We start from the raw sequence: 14,673 nt of genomic DNA on the forward strand, positions 1-14,673 counted from the left end.
GGCAGCCCCGTTCACGGCAGGTATGGCAGTACGGTGTCGCCGAAGGCGTCGATGAACGGGCGCTGATCCGGCCCCACATGGTGCAGATAGATCTCGTCGAAACCGAGTTCGGCGAATTCGCACAAGCGGTCGACGTGTTCGGCGGGATCGTCGGACACGATCACCGCGCCCTCGAGGTCGCCGTCGTCGAGTTCGGCGGCGCGGGCCTCGAATTCCTCGGGCGTGGCGAGTTCTGCCATGAGGTCCGGCGGTAGGGCGTTCGTCGCCCACTGTTCCCGCGCGATCTCCCGAGCGCGCTCCCGCGTGGGCGCCCAACTCAGATGGACCTGCAGCACGGTGCGTCCGCGTCCGCCCCCGTCGCGGTAGGCGCCGAGGATCCGCCGCAGGTCCTCGAGCGGGGCGTTCACGGTGACGAGCCCGTCGACCCGGTCGGCGAAACGACCGGCCGTCTCGGGAGTCAGTGCGGGAAGCAGAATGTCGGGAGGAGTCTCCGGCCGGTCCCAGACCCGTCCGCGGTCGACCTTCACCGCGCCGTCGTGGTCGACGACTTCGCCCGCGTGCAGGCGTCGCACGACGTCGAGGTTCTCGCCGAGGAGTTGCTGCCGTTCCTCCTTGGGTGGCCAGGCGACTCCGGACATGCGTTCGTTGCAGTGCTCGCCGCTGCCGAGTGCGAACCAGAAGCGCTGCGGGAACATCGATGCCAGAGTGGCGGTGGCCTGGGCGGTGACGACGGGGTGGTAGCGGAAGCCGGTCGCGGTGACGACACCGAAACGTAGGTCCGTGGTGGCCAGGGCCGCTCCGAGCCACGACCACGCGAACCCCGAGTGTCCCTGGCGGTGCGACCACGGTTCGATGTGGTCCGAGCACATGGCCGCCCCGAAACCGGCCGCTTCCGCGAGCCGGACGTCCTCGAGCAGGCGGGATGGGGACGCCTGTTCGTGCGAGGCGTGAAAACCTATCAGCGTCATACCTGTCCGCTCCTCCGGTCGATCGGCGATCAGTACTTCTCGATGAGGGTCAGTGCAGCCGTCATGAGTGCGAGGTGGCTCAGTCCCTGGGGGAGATTGCCGAGGAAGGTGCCGTCCTCGGCGATCATCTCCGAGTACAGGCCCACGTCGTTGGCGAGCGGTACGAGTTCGCCCATCAGTTCGGCGGCCTCGTCGGCCCGTCCCGTCTCGGCCAGTGCCGCGACCATCCAGAACGCACAGGCGACGAACGTCCCTTCCTCCTTGTCGGCGCCGCTGAACCGGTAGAGCAGCGGCCCGCGACCGAGTTCCCGTCGCAGGGCGTCGCAGGTGGCCTGCATGCGCGGACCCCGGTCGTATCCGCCGACGGCTCCGAGCAGGACGGACGCGTCCAGCCGATCGGTGCCGGGATAGGCGGTGTAGCAACCCAGTTCGTCCGACCAGCAGTTCTCTTCGATCCAGTCGCGGATGAGATCGCGTTCGCGGCGCCAGCGATCCGCCGTTCCCGGGATCTGCCCGACCTCGGCGAGATGGACGGCGCGGTCGAGCGCGTGCCAGCAGCTCATCTTCGAGTTCGTGTAGTGCTGGCGGTCGAGCAGCTCCCAGATGCCGTGATCGGCCTGTTGCCAGACATCGCAGGTGTGGTCGGCGATGCGGGCGAGCAGACGCGCGGTCGCGATGTCGAGCACGTAACCCTCACTGCTGTAGAGGGTCACGATCTCGAACAGGTCGCCGTAGATCCCGAGCTGCACTTGGCCTGCGGCCCTGTTCCCCTCGACCACCGGTCCGATACCGCGCCAACCCGGAACATCCAGTCGCCGTTCGTCGTCGGGAGTTCCGCCGTCGAGCCGGGTGAACACCTCCGCGTCGGCGCCCTGATCGCGCACCACGCGGAGCAACCAGCTCATCGCGGCGTGCACCTCCTCGCGATCGCCGAGACGGATCAGCGCGTGCAGGGTGTAGGCGGCGTCGCGCACCCACGCGAAACGGTAGTCCCAGTTCTTCTCGCCGTCCGGGCTTTCCGGAACGGACGTCGTCGCCGCTGCGGCGATCGCGCCCGATCGGTTCTGCAACAGTTTCAGTGCGAGCGCGCTCCGGATCACCGCGTCGGCCCACGGTCCGTCGTAGTGCAGGAGCGACGACCATTGCTTCCACCGGTCGACGGTACGGTCGATGTTGGCGTCGATCGCGTCGGCGTCGGGCAACGGCAGGGGTTCGTTCTCCGTCGACAGCACAGCGATCAGGTGCCGGGATCCGGCCGAGGTGACGAAACCGCCGCCGATCGAGCGGTGCTCGATCACCGGTTCACCGGTGCCGGACGTGCGGACCCCGATGCTCACGGTCCCCACCCGCAGGACGGGTCCGTGTTCGGTTCGGTCGCACCAGGGCTGGTATCGGCCCAGTCCGGTGCCGGGGGCGACCGTCCAGCGCATCGCGACCTCGCCGTCCAGGCCTTCGACGCGGCGGGCGAGCTCACCCCAGGGCAACCGCCCGGCGACACCCGTATCGATCGAGTCGGTCACCCGGACCCGGCCCTGTGCGGTGGTGAAGACGGTGCTCAGCACGTTCGTGCCCGGCACGTATGCGCGTTCGACGGTGAACTCGTCGACAGGCTGCAACTCGACGGAACCGCCCGCCGGTGCGTCGAGCAGTCGTGCGAAGACCGGGTGCGAATCGAGGAGCGGTACCGGATACCAGTCCACCGAACCGTCCTCGGCGACGAGAGCGACGGTGTCGCCGTCGCCCAGCGCGGCGTAGGTGCGCAGGTCCGCATAGCCGTCGTCGTCGCGGGCTGGGATCACACGCACTCCTCGCTGGGGCCGGGTACACGGCGGTCGATCGGTTGCATACCCCGGCCGGGTCGGGGCAAACGACCTGCACGTTCGCGACGGCCGACCGTCGGCTGTGTCACCATCACACCGTGAACCGGACGCCTGGCACGGTGCCGTCGCGATGAACGGCGCGTGGATCCTGCTGGTCGTCATCGCCGGGATCGCGGTGACCGCCCTCGCGTCGCGACGCGACCTGCAGGCCCCGCTCGTGCTCGTCGCCGTCGGAGCACTGGTGTCGTTCGTGCCGGGTCTGCCGAGGCTCGAACTGGATCCGGAGATCATTCTCGGGGTCGTCCTGCCGCCGCTGTTGTATTCGTCGGCCCTGAGGTTCTCGGTTCCCACCTTCCGGCAGTATCTGCCGTCGATCCTGCGGCTCGGGATCTACACGGTGCTCGTCACGGCGTTCGTCGTGGCGTGGACGGCGTCCGCGATGATGACGGCGCTGTCCTTCGGTGCGGCGCTCGCTCTCGGCGCGGTCGTCGCACCGACCGACGCGGTCAGTGCCGTCGCCGTAGGGCAACGGCTCGGACTGCCGAAACGGGTCATCGCGGTGCTGACCGGGGAGGGTCTGGTCAACGACGCCACCGCCCTGACCCTGTTCACCGTGGCGATTTCGGCCGTCACGGGAACACACATCCTCGCTGATTCGCCGCTCCTGTTCTTCCTCTACGAGGTCGCGGGTGGGGTCGCTGTCGGTCTGGCACTCGCATACATCGTCCACCTGATCCGCGTCCGGATGTACGACTCGCCGCTCGAGACCGTGCTGGGGCTGGTGCTGCCGTTCGCGGCGTATCTCGCCGCCGAGGAGCTCCACGCCTCGGGAGTGCTCGCCGTCGTCGCTGCCGGACTGTTCATCGGGCACCGTGCCACCGAGGTCTCGGTGAGCACGCGACTGCAGGAACGCGCGGTGTGGAAGAGCATCGACGTGGTGCTCGAGACGTTCGTCTTCGCCTACATGGGCCTGCAACTGCGGTTCGTCCTCGACGAGGTCCGCGACAGCGGCGCCGACCTACGCCTCGCGTTGCTCGGTGCGGTGGTGATCCTGCTCGTCGTCATGATCGTGCGACCCGCGTGGGGTCTGCTGCACTGGGGCCGGCGCGCGCTCGTGCGGCGCGCCGGATCCGAACGCCTCGGCCGCGACCAGCTGAACTTCCGGGAACACGTCGTGGTGTCGTGGGCGGGCATGCGCGGGGTCGTCACCCTCGCCGCGGCCGGTGGGGTGCCCGTGGTGATCGCATCGGGTGCTCCCTTCCCCGGCCGCGAGATGATCCAGATCTCCGCGCTGGTCGTCGCCATCGGCACACTCCTCATCCAGGGCGCGACGATGCCGTGGCTCATCCGCCGACTCGAGGTCACCGACCCCTACGAGCGGCTGCGGACCGAGGAACAGGTGACCGTGGCCCGCAGGATCTCGGCAGAGTCCAGCGACCGTGTGCTTGCCGAACTCGCCGCGCAGCCACCCGACGGCGTGGACCCGGAGATCTACGACAGACTCCTGGCCAAAGCACGCACGTCGCTCCGATCCCGGCAGGAGGCGGAGACCGTCGAGGACACCGCGGAGGACGCCGGAACGCGACTGGCCGCGCTGTTCGACGACATCCGGCGGGCATCCCTGCGGGCGCGACGCCAGGCCCTCATCGACGCCCGCGATCGTGGTGAACTCGACGACGAGATCCTCCGCGACGTGCTGGAAAGTCTCGATGTCGACGAGGCGGCGGTGGAGGAGCGCATCCGCCGCCGGCGCCGGGAAGACGGTCCGCAGCGGTAGCGCGACGGTGCACAACGGTCGGGCGACAGGGCGCAACGGTAGACTTTCCGCAAGTGAACACCCCGCACGGCCCGGAACAGGTGCCGCACGATCCCCGCACCGACGTCTCCGTGCGATTCGCTCTCCGGTCGACTGCTCGTCTGAAGACCGAACTCCTGGCCGGCCTGGTCGTTGCGCTCGCCCTGATCCCCGAAGCCATCGCCTTCTCCGTGATCGCCGGTGTCGACCCCCGGGTCGGGCTGTTCGCCTCGGTGACCATGGCGATCACCATCGCGATCGTCGGCGGACGGCCCGCGATGATCTCGGCGGCGACCGCAGCGGTGGCGCTCGTGATCGCTCCGGTGTCCGAGCAGTACGGTGTGGACCATCTCATCGCGACCGTGATCCTCGGCGGCATCTTCCAGGTGCTGCTCAGCTTCCTCGGCGTGGCCAAGCTCATGCGGTTCGTGCCGCGCAGCGTCATGGTCGGCTTCGTCAACTCGCTCGCAATCCTCGTCTTCGTCGCCCAGATTCCGCATCTCGTGGACGTGCCGTGGATGGTCTATCCGCTGGTGGCGGCAGGTCTGCTGGTGCTGGTGTTCCTCCCGAAGATCACCGAGGCCGTACCGGCTCCGCTCGTCACGATCGTGCTCCTCACCGTCGTGACGGTGGCCTTCTCTCTGAACGTGCCGGATGTCGCGGACCAGGGTGAACTGCCCGAGAGTCTGCCCTCGCTCTTCTTCCCGGACGTGCCGCTGACCTTCGAAACCCTCCGGATCCTCGCGCCGTACGCGCTCGCGATGGCCCTCGTCGGCCTCATGGAATCGCTGATGACGGCCAAGCTCGTCGACGACATCACCGACACCCGGTCGGACAAGACCCGCGAGGGCTGGGGGCAGGGCATCGCCAACATCGTGACCGGATTCTTCGGCGGCATGGGCGGCTGCGCCGTCGTCGGCCAGACCATGATGAACGTGAAGGTCTCCGGGGCACGGACCCGTCTGTCCACCCTGGCGGCCGGCGTGTTCCTGCTGATCCTCGTGGTCGCGCTCGGCGACATCGTCGGGTTGGTCCCGATGGCCGCCCTCGTCGCCGTGATGATCATGGTGTCGATCGCGACGGTCGACTGGCACAGCGTGCACCCGCGGACGCTGCGGTTGATGCCGCTCAGCGAGACCGTCGTCATGGTCGTCACGGTCGTCGCCACGGTGAGCACCGGCAATCTCGCGATCGGAGTGTCGCTCGGAGTGCTCACCGCGATGGTGCTGTTCGCCCGCCGCGTCGCGCACATGACCACCGTCGAGAGAACGCTCACGAGCGACGACACGTGCACCTACCGGGTGACCGGTGAACTGTTCTGGGCGTCGAGCAACGATCTCGTCTTCCAGTTCGACTACGTCGGCGACCCGGAGAACGTCGTCGTCGACCTCACCGCCGCCGACATCTGGGACGCGTCCACTGTCGCGACCTTCGATGCGATCCAGCAGAAGTACGCGGCCAAGGGCAAGACGGTCACCATCGTCGGACTGGACGGCGCGAGCCTCGAACGCCTCCGCCGGTTGTCCGGCCGGCTCGGCGGGGAGAACTGACCGCGCATCCCCGGAGCAGGCCGCCGTTGTCGAGGCGCAACTCGACGTCGGATCGATTCGACGTAACGTGAGCGCATGATCGCGATCGAGCTCGCCGCGGTGGTACTGCTCCTGGTGCTGGTCGTGGTCTCGGTGGTGCTGTGGACCCGCCGGGTGGTCACCACACCCGCCGAACGCGCAGTCCACGCGACCCTGCACACGGCGTCCCTCGCGGCGCGCCCCTTGCGCGCCGGGCTCGACGCGTCGTCCGCGAAGGAGGCCGCCCCGCACCTGCGGATGCTGCTCGCCGAAGCGCGCGCGGTGGCGCTGCTGGACGAGAACGGTGCCCTGCTCGCCTGGGACGGCCCGTTCGAGGAACTGACGGACGCGATGATCACCGCCGCGGGCCGGGCCGTCGCCGACAAGCGTCGCGTGCTCGTCGGGCACCACGACCTGCGGCGGGACCACGGCGACCTCGCGGCCCGCGCACTGATCGCCCAGCCGCTCGCCGTGGAGGACATGGGTGTGGCAGGGGTGCTCGGCGTCGTGACGACCGTCGAACCCGGCCCGGCGCTGCTCGGCGCGATCACCGAGGTGGCGCGGTACGCGTGCAGTCAGATCGAGCTGGCCGAGCTCGATGCCTCCCGCGCCCGGCTCGACCGCGCGGAGGTCCGTGCGCTGCGCGCCCAGATCAGTCCGCACTTCATCTACAACGCGCTCAACACGGTGGCGTCGTTCGTCCGGACCGACCCCGACCGGGCCCGCGAACTGCTGCTGGATTTCGCCGACTTCACCCGCTACTCGTTCCGCGCGGCCGGTGAGTACACCCTGCTCGCCGACGAACTGCGCAACATCGACCGGTACCTGACGCTCGAGCGTGCCCGCTTCGGCAACGCCCTCGAGGTGCGCCTGCAGGTCGCACCCGAGGTGCTCAACGTGACGCTGCCCTTCCTCGCTCTGCAGCCGCTCGTCGAGAACGCCGTGCGACACGGGATCGCGGGCAAGGAAACCCGCACGGGCACGATCACCATCACCGCGGCGGACGAGGGCACCGACTGCGTCATCAGCGTCGAGGACGACGGCATCGGCATGGACCCGGAACTGCTGCGATCGGGCACGCTCGACGCGATCGCCGAGAGCGAGCACGGCAGCGGTGTCCGCGAGTCTGCGCACGTGGGCCTCGCCAACGTCGACGACCGGCTGCGTGCGGCCTTCGGCAACGACTACGGCCTCGTCGTCGAGACCGCGCCGGGGGCCGGCACCCGGGTGAGCATGCGCGTGCCGAAGTTCAGGGCGGGTATCCGGCCGTGAGGAACACCCGGCATGGCACGATGGATTCGCCGTGAACGAGATCACAGACAACCTGACCGTGCTGGCGGTCGACGACGAACCGCCCGCCCTCGACGAGCTGACCTACCTGCTGCGCGCGCAGGAGGAGATCGGCGTCGTACACACCGCGGGAGACGCGACGACCGCTCTGCGCGTGCTGCGCGACGGAGGCATCGACGCGGTCTTCCTCGACATCAACATGCCCGGACTCGACGGGCTGGAACTCGCGGGCATCCTGCGCAATTTCGCGGTGTCCCCGGCCGTGGTGTTCGTGACCGCGCACGACGATCGTGCGGTCTCCGCGTTCGACCTCGGCGCCGTCGACTACGTCCTCAAGCCGCTGCGGGAGGAACGACTCGCCGAAGCGGTCCGGCGGATCGCCGAGCGCCGCCGGCCTGCCGCGCAGGCGACATCCGACACCGGTCAGAGCGACGACGTGATCCCGGTCGAGCTCGGCGGTGTCACCACGCTCGTGCCGCGCTCGTCGGTCCACTGGGTCGAAGCCGAGGGCGACTACGCGCGACTGCACACCGCGACCGGTTCGCACCTGGTGCGTATCCCGATATCGACGCTCGAGAACCGCTGGGCCGATGCCGGCTTCCTGCGCGTGCACCGCTCCTATCTCGTGGCGCTGCCGCTCGTCACCGGTATCCGCAGTGTGGGTTCGGGTCTCGTCGTGTGCCTGCGCAGCGACAGCAACTCCCCGCCCGTCGAACTGCCCGTCAGCCGTCGGCACACGCGGGAACTCAAGGACCGGCTCATCCGCGGTCCGATGCAGTCGTGGACGTCGCGATGAGCACCACCGGCGGGTCACCCCCGCAGCGGCAGCGTGTCGTCCTCGCCGAACGGCGTGGGGCGCGCATGGTCCGCACCCGGGTCGAGGTGCAGCAGCAGACCGAGGTGGGCGACGCGATGGTTCGCGGGCTGGTCCGGGCACAGCTCGGGCTCGCCCTGCGGGTCGCGCTGTTCACCGTGTGTCTGCTGGGCGCCATTCCGGTGCTGTTCCACGTCGCTCCCGGTCTCGCCGCGGTGACGGTCCTCGGGATCCGCCTGCCGTGGGTGTTGCTCGGTGTGGTCGGTTATCCGATCCTGCTCGGTATCGCGTGGGTGTATCTGCGTCTCGCCGAACGCAACGAGCAGGATTTCACCGACCTCACCGACGATTGACGACCCCATGAGCGGATCGATTCCCGTCGTCACCGTCGTCGGTCTCGTCGCCGCGGCGATCGCCACCGTCGCGATCGGTGTGTACGGCGTGCGGATGGCGCGCACCACCTCGGATTTCCTCGTCGCTTCCCGCAGCGTCGGCCCACGCTGGAACGCCGCAGCCATCTCCGGGGAATACCTCTCGGCGGCATCCTTTCTCGGGGTGGCCGGGCTCGTCGCGAAGTTCGGTGCCGATGCCCTGTGGTATCCCGTCGGTTTCACGGCCGGCTATCTGGGTCTGCTGTTGTTCGTCGCTGCGCCGCTGCGACGTTCGGGCGCCTACACCGTCCCGGACTTCGCGGAGTTCCGGCTGGGGGAGAAGTGGCTGCGCACGCTGTCGATGATGGTCGTGGCGATCATCTGCATCCTGTATCTGGTGCCGCAGTTCCAGGGCGCGGGACTCACGCTCAACATCCTTCTGGGAGTGCCCGACTGGGTGGGCGTCGCCGTGGTCGGGGTGATCGTCGTGGCCAACGTGGTCGGTGGCGGGATGCGGTCGATCACCTTCGTGCAGGCCTTCCAGTACTGGCTCAAACTCACCGCGGTCGCCCTGCCCGCCCTGGTCCTCACGTTGCACTTCGTCGGCGACCACCGGGGTGTCGACGAACCCGTGCCGCCCACCGTCACCGAGACCACCACCGTCGACGTGACGATCGATGTGGTCGTGCAGGTCGCCGAGACGCTCCCCGTCGTGGCGACCGGGGAGATCGACGGCCGGCCGGTCGCGGGTGTCTTCGAACTCGAACCGGGGGAGCACGTCCTCGGGGCCGGAACCGAACTGGTCCTCGACGCGGGGTCACCGGTGCCGGTGGTCGCCGGTGCACCGACCGACAACGACACCTGGTCGTCGCCGGGGGCGGGGCTGGGGGCGAGCAGCGAACATCCGCTGTTCCAGGTGTATTCGCTGATGCTCGCGACCTTCCTGGGCACGATGGGTCTGCCCCACGTGCTCGTGCGCTTCTACACCAACCCCGACGGACGGGCGGCGCGCATGACGTCGTTCGCCGTCATCGGCCTGCTCGGGCTGTTCTATCTGTTCCCCACGCTGCTCGGGGTGTTCGCGCGCCTGTACGTCCCGCAGCTGCTCATCACCGGACGCTCCGATGCGGCAGTGCTGTTGCTGCCGGGGTCGGTGCTGTCGGGCTGGGGTGGGCAGTTGCTCGCGGCGCTGGTCGCCTCGGGTGCGATCGCGGCTTTCCTGTCGACGTCCTCCGGACTGCTGGTGAGTGTCGCCGGCGTGTTGTCCACGGACGTGCTGCGCGGCCGGGTGCGCGACTTCCGGGTGGCCGCGGTGCTCGCCGGTGTGGTGCCGCTCGTGCTCGCTCTGTCGGTGACCTCTCTCGACCTGTCGCGTTCGGTCGGGCAGGTCTTCGCGATCGCCGCGTCGACGCTGTGTCCGCTGCTGGTGCTGGGGATCTGGTGGCGCGGCCTCACCGCGATCGGCGCGGCGGCGGGGATGGTGGTCGGTGGTCTCGTCGCGGGCGGTGCAGCCCTGGCGACCGTGCTGCTGCCGATCGATCCGTCGGTGGCGGCCGGGTGGCCGACGGTGCTCTCCGCCTATCCGGCGGCGTTGAGCGTGCCGTTGGCGTTTCTCACGATGATCACGGTGAGTCTGCTGACGCGTCGGCGGATCCCGCGCGACGTCGGCAGGACCTTCTCCCGCATGCACGTGCCCGAGCGGCTCGGGATGGGCCGCGACCGCGAACTCGGCGCGTTCGGTGAACGGGGCCGTGACGCCGGGAAGAGTCGCCGTTCGTCGCGGTGACGCGACCGTTCGTCGCACGAGGGCACCCCTCGTCGTTCCACCTCTTGTCTCCTCTGTTCGTGTGACAGCCGTCTCATTAGCGTTGTGATCATCCTCACCTCACACGACGACCAAGGAGTCGGCAGTGACCACAGCACCACTCAGCGAGAGTGGCGTACCCCAGCAGCGACGGATACCGACGCCGCAGGAGTTCGTCACGATGCAGGAGAGCCCGGAGTTCCAGGAACTGCGCAGCCGTCTGCGCCGTTTCGTGTTCCCGGTGACGGCGTTCTTCCTGGCCTGGTACGCCCTGTACGTCCTGCTCGCCACCTACGCGGACGAGTTCATGGCGACGAAGGTCATCGGCAACATCAACGTCGGGCTGATCCTGGGTCTCGGCCAGTTCGTCACGACCTTCGTGATCACCGCTGTCTACGTGAAGTTCGCCGGCCGTGAGCTGGATCCGCGTTCCGCCGCGATCCGCGAGGAACTGGAAGGACCCCTGCAGTGACCGTTCTCGCGCAGAGTGGGGCCGACGTCGGCAACCCGATCCTCAACATCGCCATCTTCGTCGCGTTCGTCGTCGTGACGATGGGCCTGGTCATCAAGGCCAGCCGCACGACGAAGAAGGCCTCCGACTTCTACACCGGCGGCGGCCAGTTCTCCGGCCCGCAGAACGGCTTCGCCATCGCCGGCGACTACCTGTCGGCCGCCTCGTTCCTCGGTATCGCCGGTGCGATCGCCGTCTACGGATACGACGGCTTCCTGTACTCGATCGGCTTCCTCGTCGCATGGCTCGTCGCCCTGCTGCTCGTCGCCGAACTGCTCCGCAACACCGGCCGGTTCACGATGGCCGACGTGCTGAGCTTCCGGCTCAAGGAACGTCCCGTCCGCATGGCGGCGGCGCTCTCGACCCTCGCGGTGTCGCTGTTCTACCTGCTCGCACAGATGGCCGGCGCCGGCGGACTCGTCGCGCTGCTGCTCGACATCGAGGGCAAGGCCGGCCAGGCCATCGTCGTCGCGGTCGTCGGTGTGCTCATGATCGTGTACGTACTGATCGGTGGCATGAAGGGCACGACCTACGTGCAGATGGTCAAGGCCGTGCTGCTCATCGCCGGTGCCGGCCTGATGTTCGTGCTCGTCCTGTTCGCGGTACGGGGCAACTTCTCGCAGCTGCTCGCCGACGCCCAGGCGATGGTGTCGAGCTCGTCGAACGAGGCCGTCGCCCAGCGTGACGTGCTCGCCCCCGGTGCCAAGTACGGCATCAGCAACATGTCGCAGATCGACTTCCTCTCGCTCGGCATCGCATTGGTCCTCGGCACCGCCGGTCTGCCGCACGTGCTGATGCGCTTCTACACCGTGCCCACCGCCAAGGAAGCACGTCGCTCGGTCACCTGGGCCATCGCCCTCATCGGCGCCTTCTACCTGTTCACCCTGGTGCTCGGTTACGGTGCCGCGAAGATGGTCGGCCCCGACGCGATCCTCGGCGCTCCCGGCAAGGAGAACGCGGCGGCTCCGTTGCTGGCCTTCGAACTCGGTGGCACGCTGTTCCTCGCGATCATCTCGGCCGTCGCCTTCGCCACGATCCTCGCGGTCGTCGCCGGTCTGGCCATCACCGCCTCGGCGTCCTTCGCCCACGACATCTACGCCAGTGTCATCAAGCGTGGCAACGCCACCGAGGACGAGCAGGTGCGGGTCTCGCGGATCACGGTCGTCGTGATCGGTCTGGTGGCGATCGTCCTCGGCATCCTCGCCATGGGACAGAACATCGCCTTCCTGGTGGCCCTGGCCTTCGCGGTCGCCGCCTCGGCGAACCTGCCCACCCTGCTGTACTCGCTGTTCTGGCGGAAGTTCAACACGACCGGCGCCCTGTTCAGCATCTACGGTGGTCTGATCAGCTGCCTCGTGCTCATCGTGTTCTCCCCGGCGGTGTCCGGTGCACCCTCGGCGATGTTCCCGAACGTGGACTTCTCCTGGTTCCCGTTGTCGAACCCGGGCATCGTGTCCATCCCGCTCGCGTTCGCGCTCGGCGTCGTCGGCACCTACGTCGGACGCCGCAAGCAGGAGGACCGGTACAAGCAAGCGGAGATGGAGGTCCGCTCGCTCACCGGCGTCGGTGTGGAGAAGGCCGTCTCCCACTGATCCTCTGCGCCGCGTGGCCCGCTCCCGATCCGGGGGCGGGCCACCGTCGTGTCGGGGTGCCCCGCCGGCGGAACGGACCGTCTACTGTTGCGGACCATGGCGAAACTCGAAGTGTCCACCGACCTTCCGCTCGACCCGCACGCAGCGTGGGAACACGCCTCCCGCCTCGAATCGTTCGGGGAGTGGCTGAGCATCCACGACGGGTGGCGCAGCGACCTGCCGGACACCCTCGCCGAGGGCACCACCCTGCAGTCGGTGGTATCCGTCAAGGGCATGCGCAACCGCGTCACGTGGACCATCGTCGAACTGGACGCGCCGCACCACGTGGTGCTGAAGGGAACCGGCAAGGGCGGCACGAAGTTCTCGATGCGGCTCGCCGTCGCCGCCCGCGGGGACGGTTCGACGCTGTCGATGAAGATCGACCTCGGCGGTGCACCCCTGTTCGGTCCGATCGGGTCGGGGGTGGCGCGTGCCCTGCACGGCGACCTGCAGTCGTCGCTCGACACCTTCGCGCGCCGCTACGGCGGGAACTGACACCCCGGCGCAGCGTGACATGACGCCCCGGTCTCATCGAACAGGTAGGTGAGAATCCGATGCGGCCGCGCTCCGACGGTGCAGCCGTTCCACGCCGCTTGCATACCATCGCTTACCGAAGAGCAGCGCCACGATCGCGAGTGCGTACACGAGCGGGGTCAGTTGTAGTGCGGCGAGCAGGCCGAGACGGTCGGCGAGGATCCCGACGACGAACGGTCCGGTCGCCAGCCCCAGGACATTGTTGGCGACGGTGAGAGTGCCCAGCGCGGAGGCCCGCACCGACTCGTGGGTCAGTCGTGCCACCATGGCCGCCGTGGGACCTGAGGACCCGGCGGCGAAGAAGGCGCCGATCCCGATGAGGGTCAATTGCGCCGGGCCGGGTGCCAGCTGGAATCCGATTCCGAGGGACACGAGCGAGACGATGCAGAACGCGACGGCGCTGGTCCACTTCGCCGACGGGTTCCTGCGGCTGACCCGGTCGGTGATCATCCCGCACACCACCATGCCTGTGCCGATCAGCAATACGAAGATCGACGCGACCATCCCGGCCTTGTCGGGGGCGAGGCCGTACTCGCGGTTGAAGAAGCTGGGCGTCCAGGCCAGCAACACGGCAGCGGTGAACATCTGCAGGCCGCCCCCGAGGTAGGCGCACCAGACGGCGGGGCTGGTGAACAGTGTGGAGATCGGGACCCGGATCGGGGGTGACGAATCCGGACGAGGAGACGATCCGGTCGGTACCGTGTCCTGACCGGCCTTGTGCGCTGCCAACCTGCCTTCGGTGACGAGGGCGCGGAACAGGGCGACGAGGATCAGGCCCAGCACCGCCATGGCTGCGAACGACCACCGCCAGCTCAGGTGCACCGCGATGACGCCACCGAGCGCGACGCCGATGACCGAACCGAACGAGCCGCCGGCCATGAAGGCGCCGCTGAGTGCGGAATGGACCCGCGGGACGAAGACACTCAGGATCACGGCGATTCCGACGCTGCCGTAGGCGGCCTCGCCGACCCCGACCAGGAAGCGGGCGACGAGAAGCTGTTCGTAGTTGGCTGCCACGGCGCAGAACAGCGTCGCGATACTCCAGATCACCGCCATCAGGGTGAGGCTCCGTACCCGGCCCCACCGATCGGCGAGGAGCGACAGTGGGAAGGTCAGCAGGCCGACCATCAGGGCGACGATGCTGGTGAGCGACGCGAGTTGCGAATCCGACAGTGCCCAGTCCGCTTTCAGGAACGGGAAGACCGCGCTGAGTACCTGGCGCGACATGTAGTCCGAGAGCAGCAGTGCGAAGGTCAGCGCGAAGACCAACCAGGGGTATGCGATCCGACGGCGTGGACGCTTCTCGTGTGCCGGATCGACGAAATTCGTTGTATCGTCCGGAGATTCGAGGGAGGGTGCGGCGGAGGTGTCGATCGGGGTGGGGAGAATTCCCATAGGAGCTCCTCGGAGGAAAGGGGGGGTGGGGCGGGACCCGAGCAGTTCCACGACTCTCACGCGGAGAAGGGGGCGGCGGGGCGTGCACGCCGGTTCGCCATCGTCGTGGTGCACATCACAGTAGTGGGTGTGCGAGGTGTTCACTTATCCCGACGGGACACGGCTCTGTCCA

The 14,673-nt window shown here is 68.4% G+C and carries 12 protein-coding genes; 9 read left to right on the top strand and 3 right to left on the bottom strand.

Annotated features, from left to right (window positions below):
- Window positions 1–11: 11 nt before the first annotated feature.
- A complete protein-coding gene (locus ACNJ7K_RS00495) occupies window positions 12–968 on the bottom strand; it encodes a TIGR03885 family FMN-dependent LLM class oxidoreductase (RefSeq protein ID WP_487040973.1) in 957 nt (318 codons plus the stop codon).
- A 29-nt stretch (window positions 969–997) separates the two neighbouring features.
- Window positions 998–2,767, bottom strand: a complete 1,770-nt coding sequence (locus tag ACNJ7K_RS00500) for a glycoside hydrolase family 15 protein (protein WP_254072912.1) — start codon at window positions 2,765–2,767, stop codon at window positions 998–1,000.
- A 151-nt stretch (window positions 2,768–2,918) separates the two neighbouring features.
- On the opposite strand from ACNJ7K_RS00500, the gene ACNJ7K_RS00505 reads away from it, so the two are divergent.
- From ACNJ7K_RS00505 to ACNJ7K_RS00545, 9 genes are all read left to right on the top strand, one after another.
- Window positions 2,919–4,565: a Na+/H+ antiporter gene (locus ACNJ7K_RS00505; protein WP_487040974.1), complete on the top strand. Its 1,647-nt coding sequence runs from the start codon at window positions 2,919–2,921 to the stop codon at window positions 4,563–4,565.
- A 53-nt stretch (window positions 4,566–4,618) separates the two neighbouring features.
- Window positions 4,619–6,133 carry a SulP family inorganic anion transporter gene (locus ACNJ7K_RS00510; RefSeq protein WP_159416564.1) on the top strand — a complete coding sequence of 505 codons (1,515 nt, stop codon included), beginning with the start codon at window positions 4,619–4,621 and terminating at the stop codon, window positions 6,131–6,133.
- A gap of 75 nt (window positions 6,134–6,208) precedes the next feature.
- Complete coding sequence (locus ACNJ7K_RS00515; RefSeq protein WP_120281589.1) at window positions 6,209–7,423, top strand: sensor histidine kinase; 1,215 nt, start codon at window positions 6,209–6,211, stop codon at window positions 7,421–7,423.
- A gap of 31 nt (window positions 7,424–7,454) precedes the next feature.
- Window positions 7,455–8,237, top strand: coding sequence for a LytR/AlgR family response regulator transcription factor (locus ACNJ7K_RS00520; RefSeq protein ID WP_120281590.1), 783 nt, complete (start codon window positions 7,455–7,457; stop codon window positions 8,235–8,237).
- Window positions 8,234–8,608: a hypothetical protein gene (locus tag ACNJ7K_RS00525; protein WP_174246929.1), complete on the top strand. Its 375-nt coding sequence runs from the start codon at window positions 8,234–8,236 to the stop codon at window positions 8,606–8,608. The genes ACNJ7K_RS00520 and ACNJ7K_RS00525 overlap by 4 nt, the downstream gene beginning before the upstream one ends.
- A 7-nt stretch (window positions 8,609–8,615) precedes the next feature.
- Window positions 8,616–10,412 carry a sodium/solute symporter gene (locus ACNJ7K_RS00530; protein ID WP_487040975.1) on the top strand — a complete coding sequence of 599 codons (1,797 nt, stop codon included), beginning with the start codon at window positions 8,616–8,618 and terminating at the stop codon, window positions 10,410–10,412.
- Between the two features lie 124 nt (window positions 10,413–10,536).
- Window positions 10,537–10,902: a DUF485 domain-containing protein gene (locus tag ACNJ7K_RS00535; RefSeq protein ID WP_159416562.1), complete on the top strand. Its 366-nt coding sequence runs from the start codon at window positions 10,537–10,539 to the stop codon at window positions 10,900–10,902.
- Entirely contained in the window at window positions 10,899–12,533 is a 1,635-nt protein-coding gene (locus ACNJ7K_RS00540) for a solute symporter family protein (RefSeq protein ID WP_159416561.1), read from the top strand. Before ACNJ7K_RS00535 ends, ACNJ7K_RS00540 begins: the two co-directional genes overlap by 4 nt.
- Before the next feature lie 96 nt (window positions 12,534–12,629).
- Window positions 12,630–13,067: a type II toxin-antitoxin system Rv0910 family toxin gene (locus tag ACNJ7K_RS00545; RefSeq protein ID WP_016695006.1), complete on the top strand. Its 438-nt coding sequence runs from the start codon at window positions 12,630–12,632 to the stop codon at window positions 13,065–13,067.
- Between the two features lie 33 nt (window positions 13,068–13,100).
- Here ACNJ7K_RS00545 and ACNJ7K_RS00550 read toward each other — a convergent pair whose 3' ends face one another.
- Window positions 13,101–14,501, bottom strand: a complete 1,401-nt coding sequence (locus ACNJ7K_RS00550) for an MFS transporter (protein WP_487040976.1) — start codon at window positions 14,499–14,501, stop codon at window positions 13,101–13,103.
- Window positions 14,502–14,673: the final 172 nt, after the last annotated feature.

It is taken from the genome of Rhodococcus shunpengi (assembly GCF_048381395.1).
Taxonomy (GTDB): domain Bacteria; phylum Actinomycetota; class Actinomycetes; order Mycobacteriales; family Mycobacteriaceae; genus Rhodococcus.

What these genes read in the sequence shown, in the direction of transcription:
- ACNJ7K_RS00495 (WP_487040973.1), bottom strand. Translation starts at nt 968, where the DNA reads ATGACGCTGATAGGTTTTCACGCCTCGCACGAACAGGCGTCCCCATCC.
- ACNJ7K_RS00505 (WP_487040974.1), top strand. Translation starts at nt 2,919, where the DNA reads ATGAACGGCGCGTGGATCCTGCTGGTCGTCATCGCCGGGATCGCGGTG.
- ACNJ7K_RS00515 (WP_120281589.1), top strand. Translation starts at nt 6,209, where the DNA reads ATGATCGCGATCGAGCTCGCCGCGGTGGTACTGCTCCTGGTGCTGGTC.
- ACNJ7K_RS00525 (WP_174246929.1), top strand. Translation starts at nt 8,234, where the DNA reads ATGAGCACCACCGGCGGGTCACCCCCGCAGCGGCAGCGTGTCGTCCTC.
- ACNJ7K_RS00530 (WP_487040975.1), top strand. Translation starts at nt 8,616, where the DNA reads ATGAGCGGATCGATTCCCGTCGTCACCGTCGTCGGTCTCGTCGCCGCG.
- ACNJ7K_RS00545 (WP_016695006.1), top strand. Translation starts at nt 12,630, where the DNA reads ATGGCGAAACTCGAAGTGTCCACCGACCTTCCGCTCGACCCGCACGCA.
- ACNJ7K_RS00550 (WP_487040976.1), bottom strand. Translation starts at nt 14,501, where the DNA reads ATGGGAATTCTCCCCACCCCGATCGACACCTCCGCCGCACCCTCCCTC.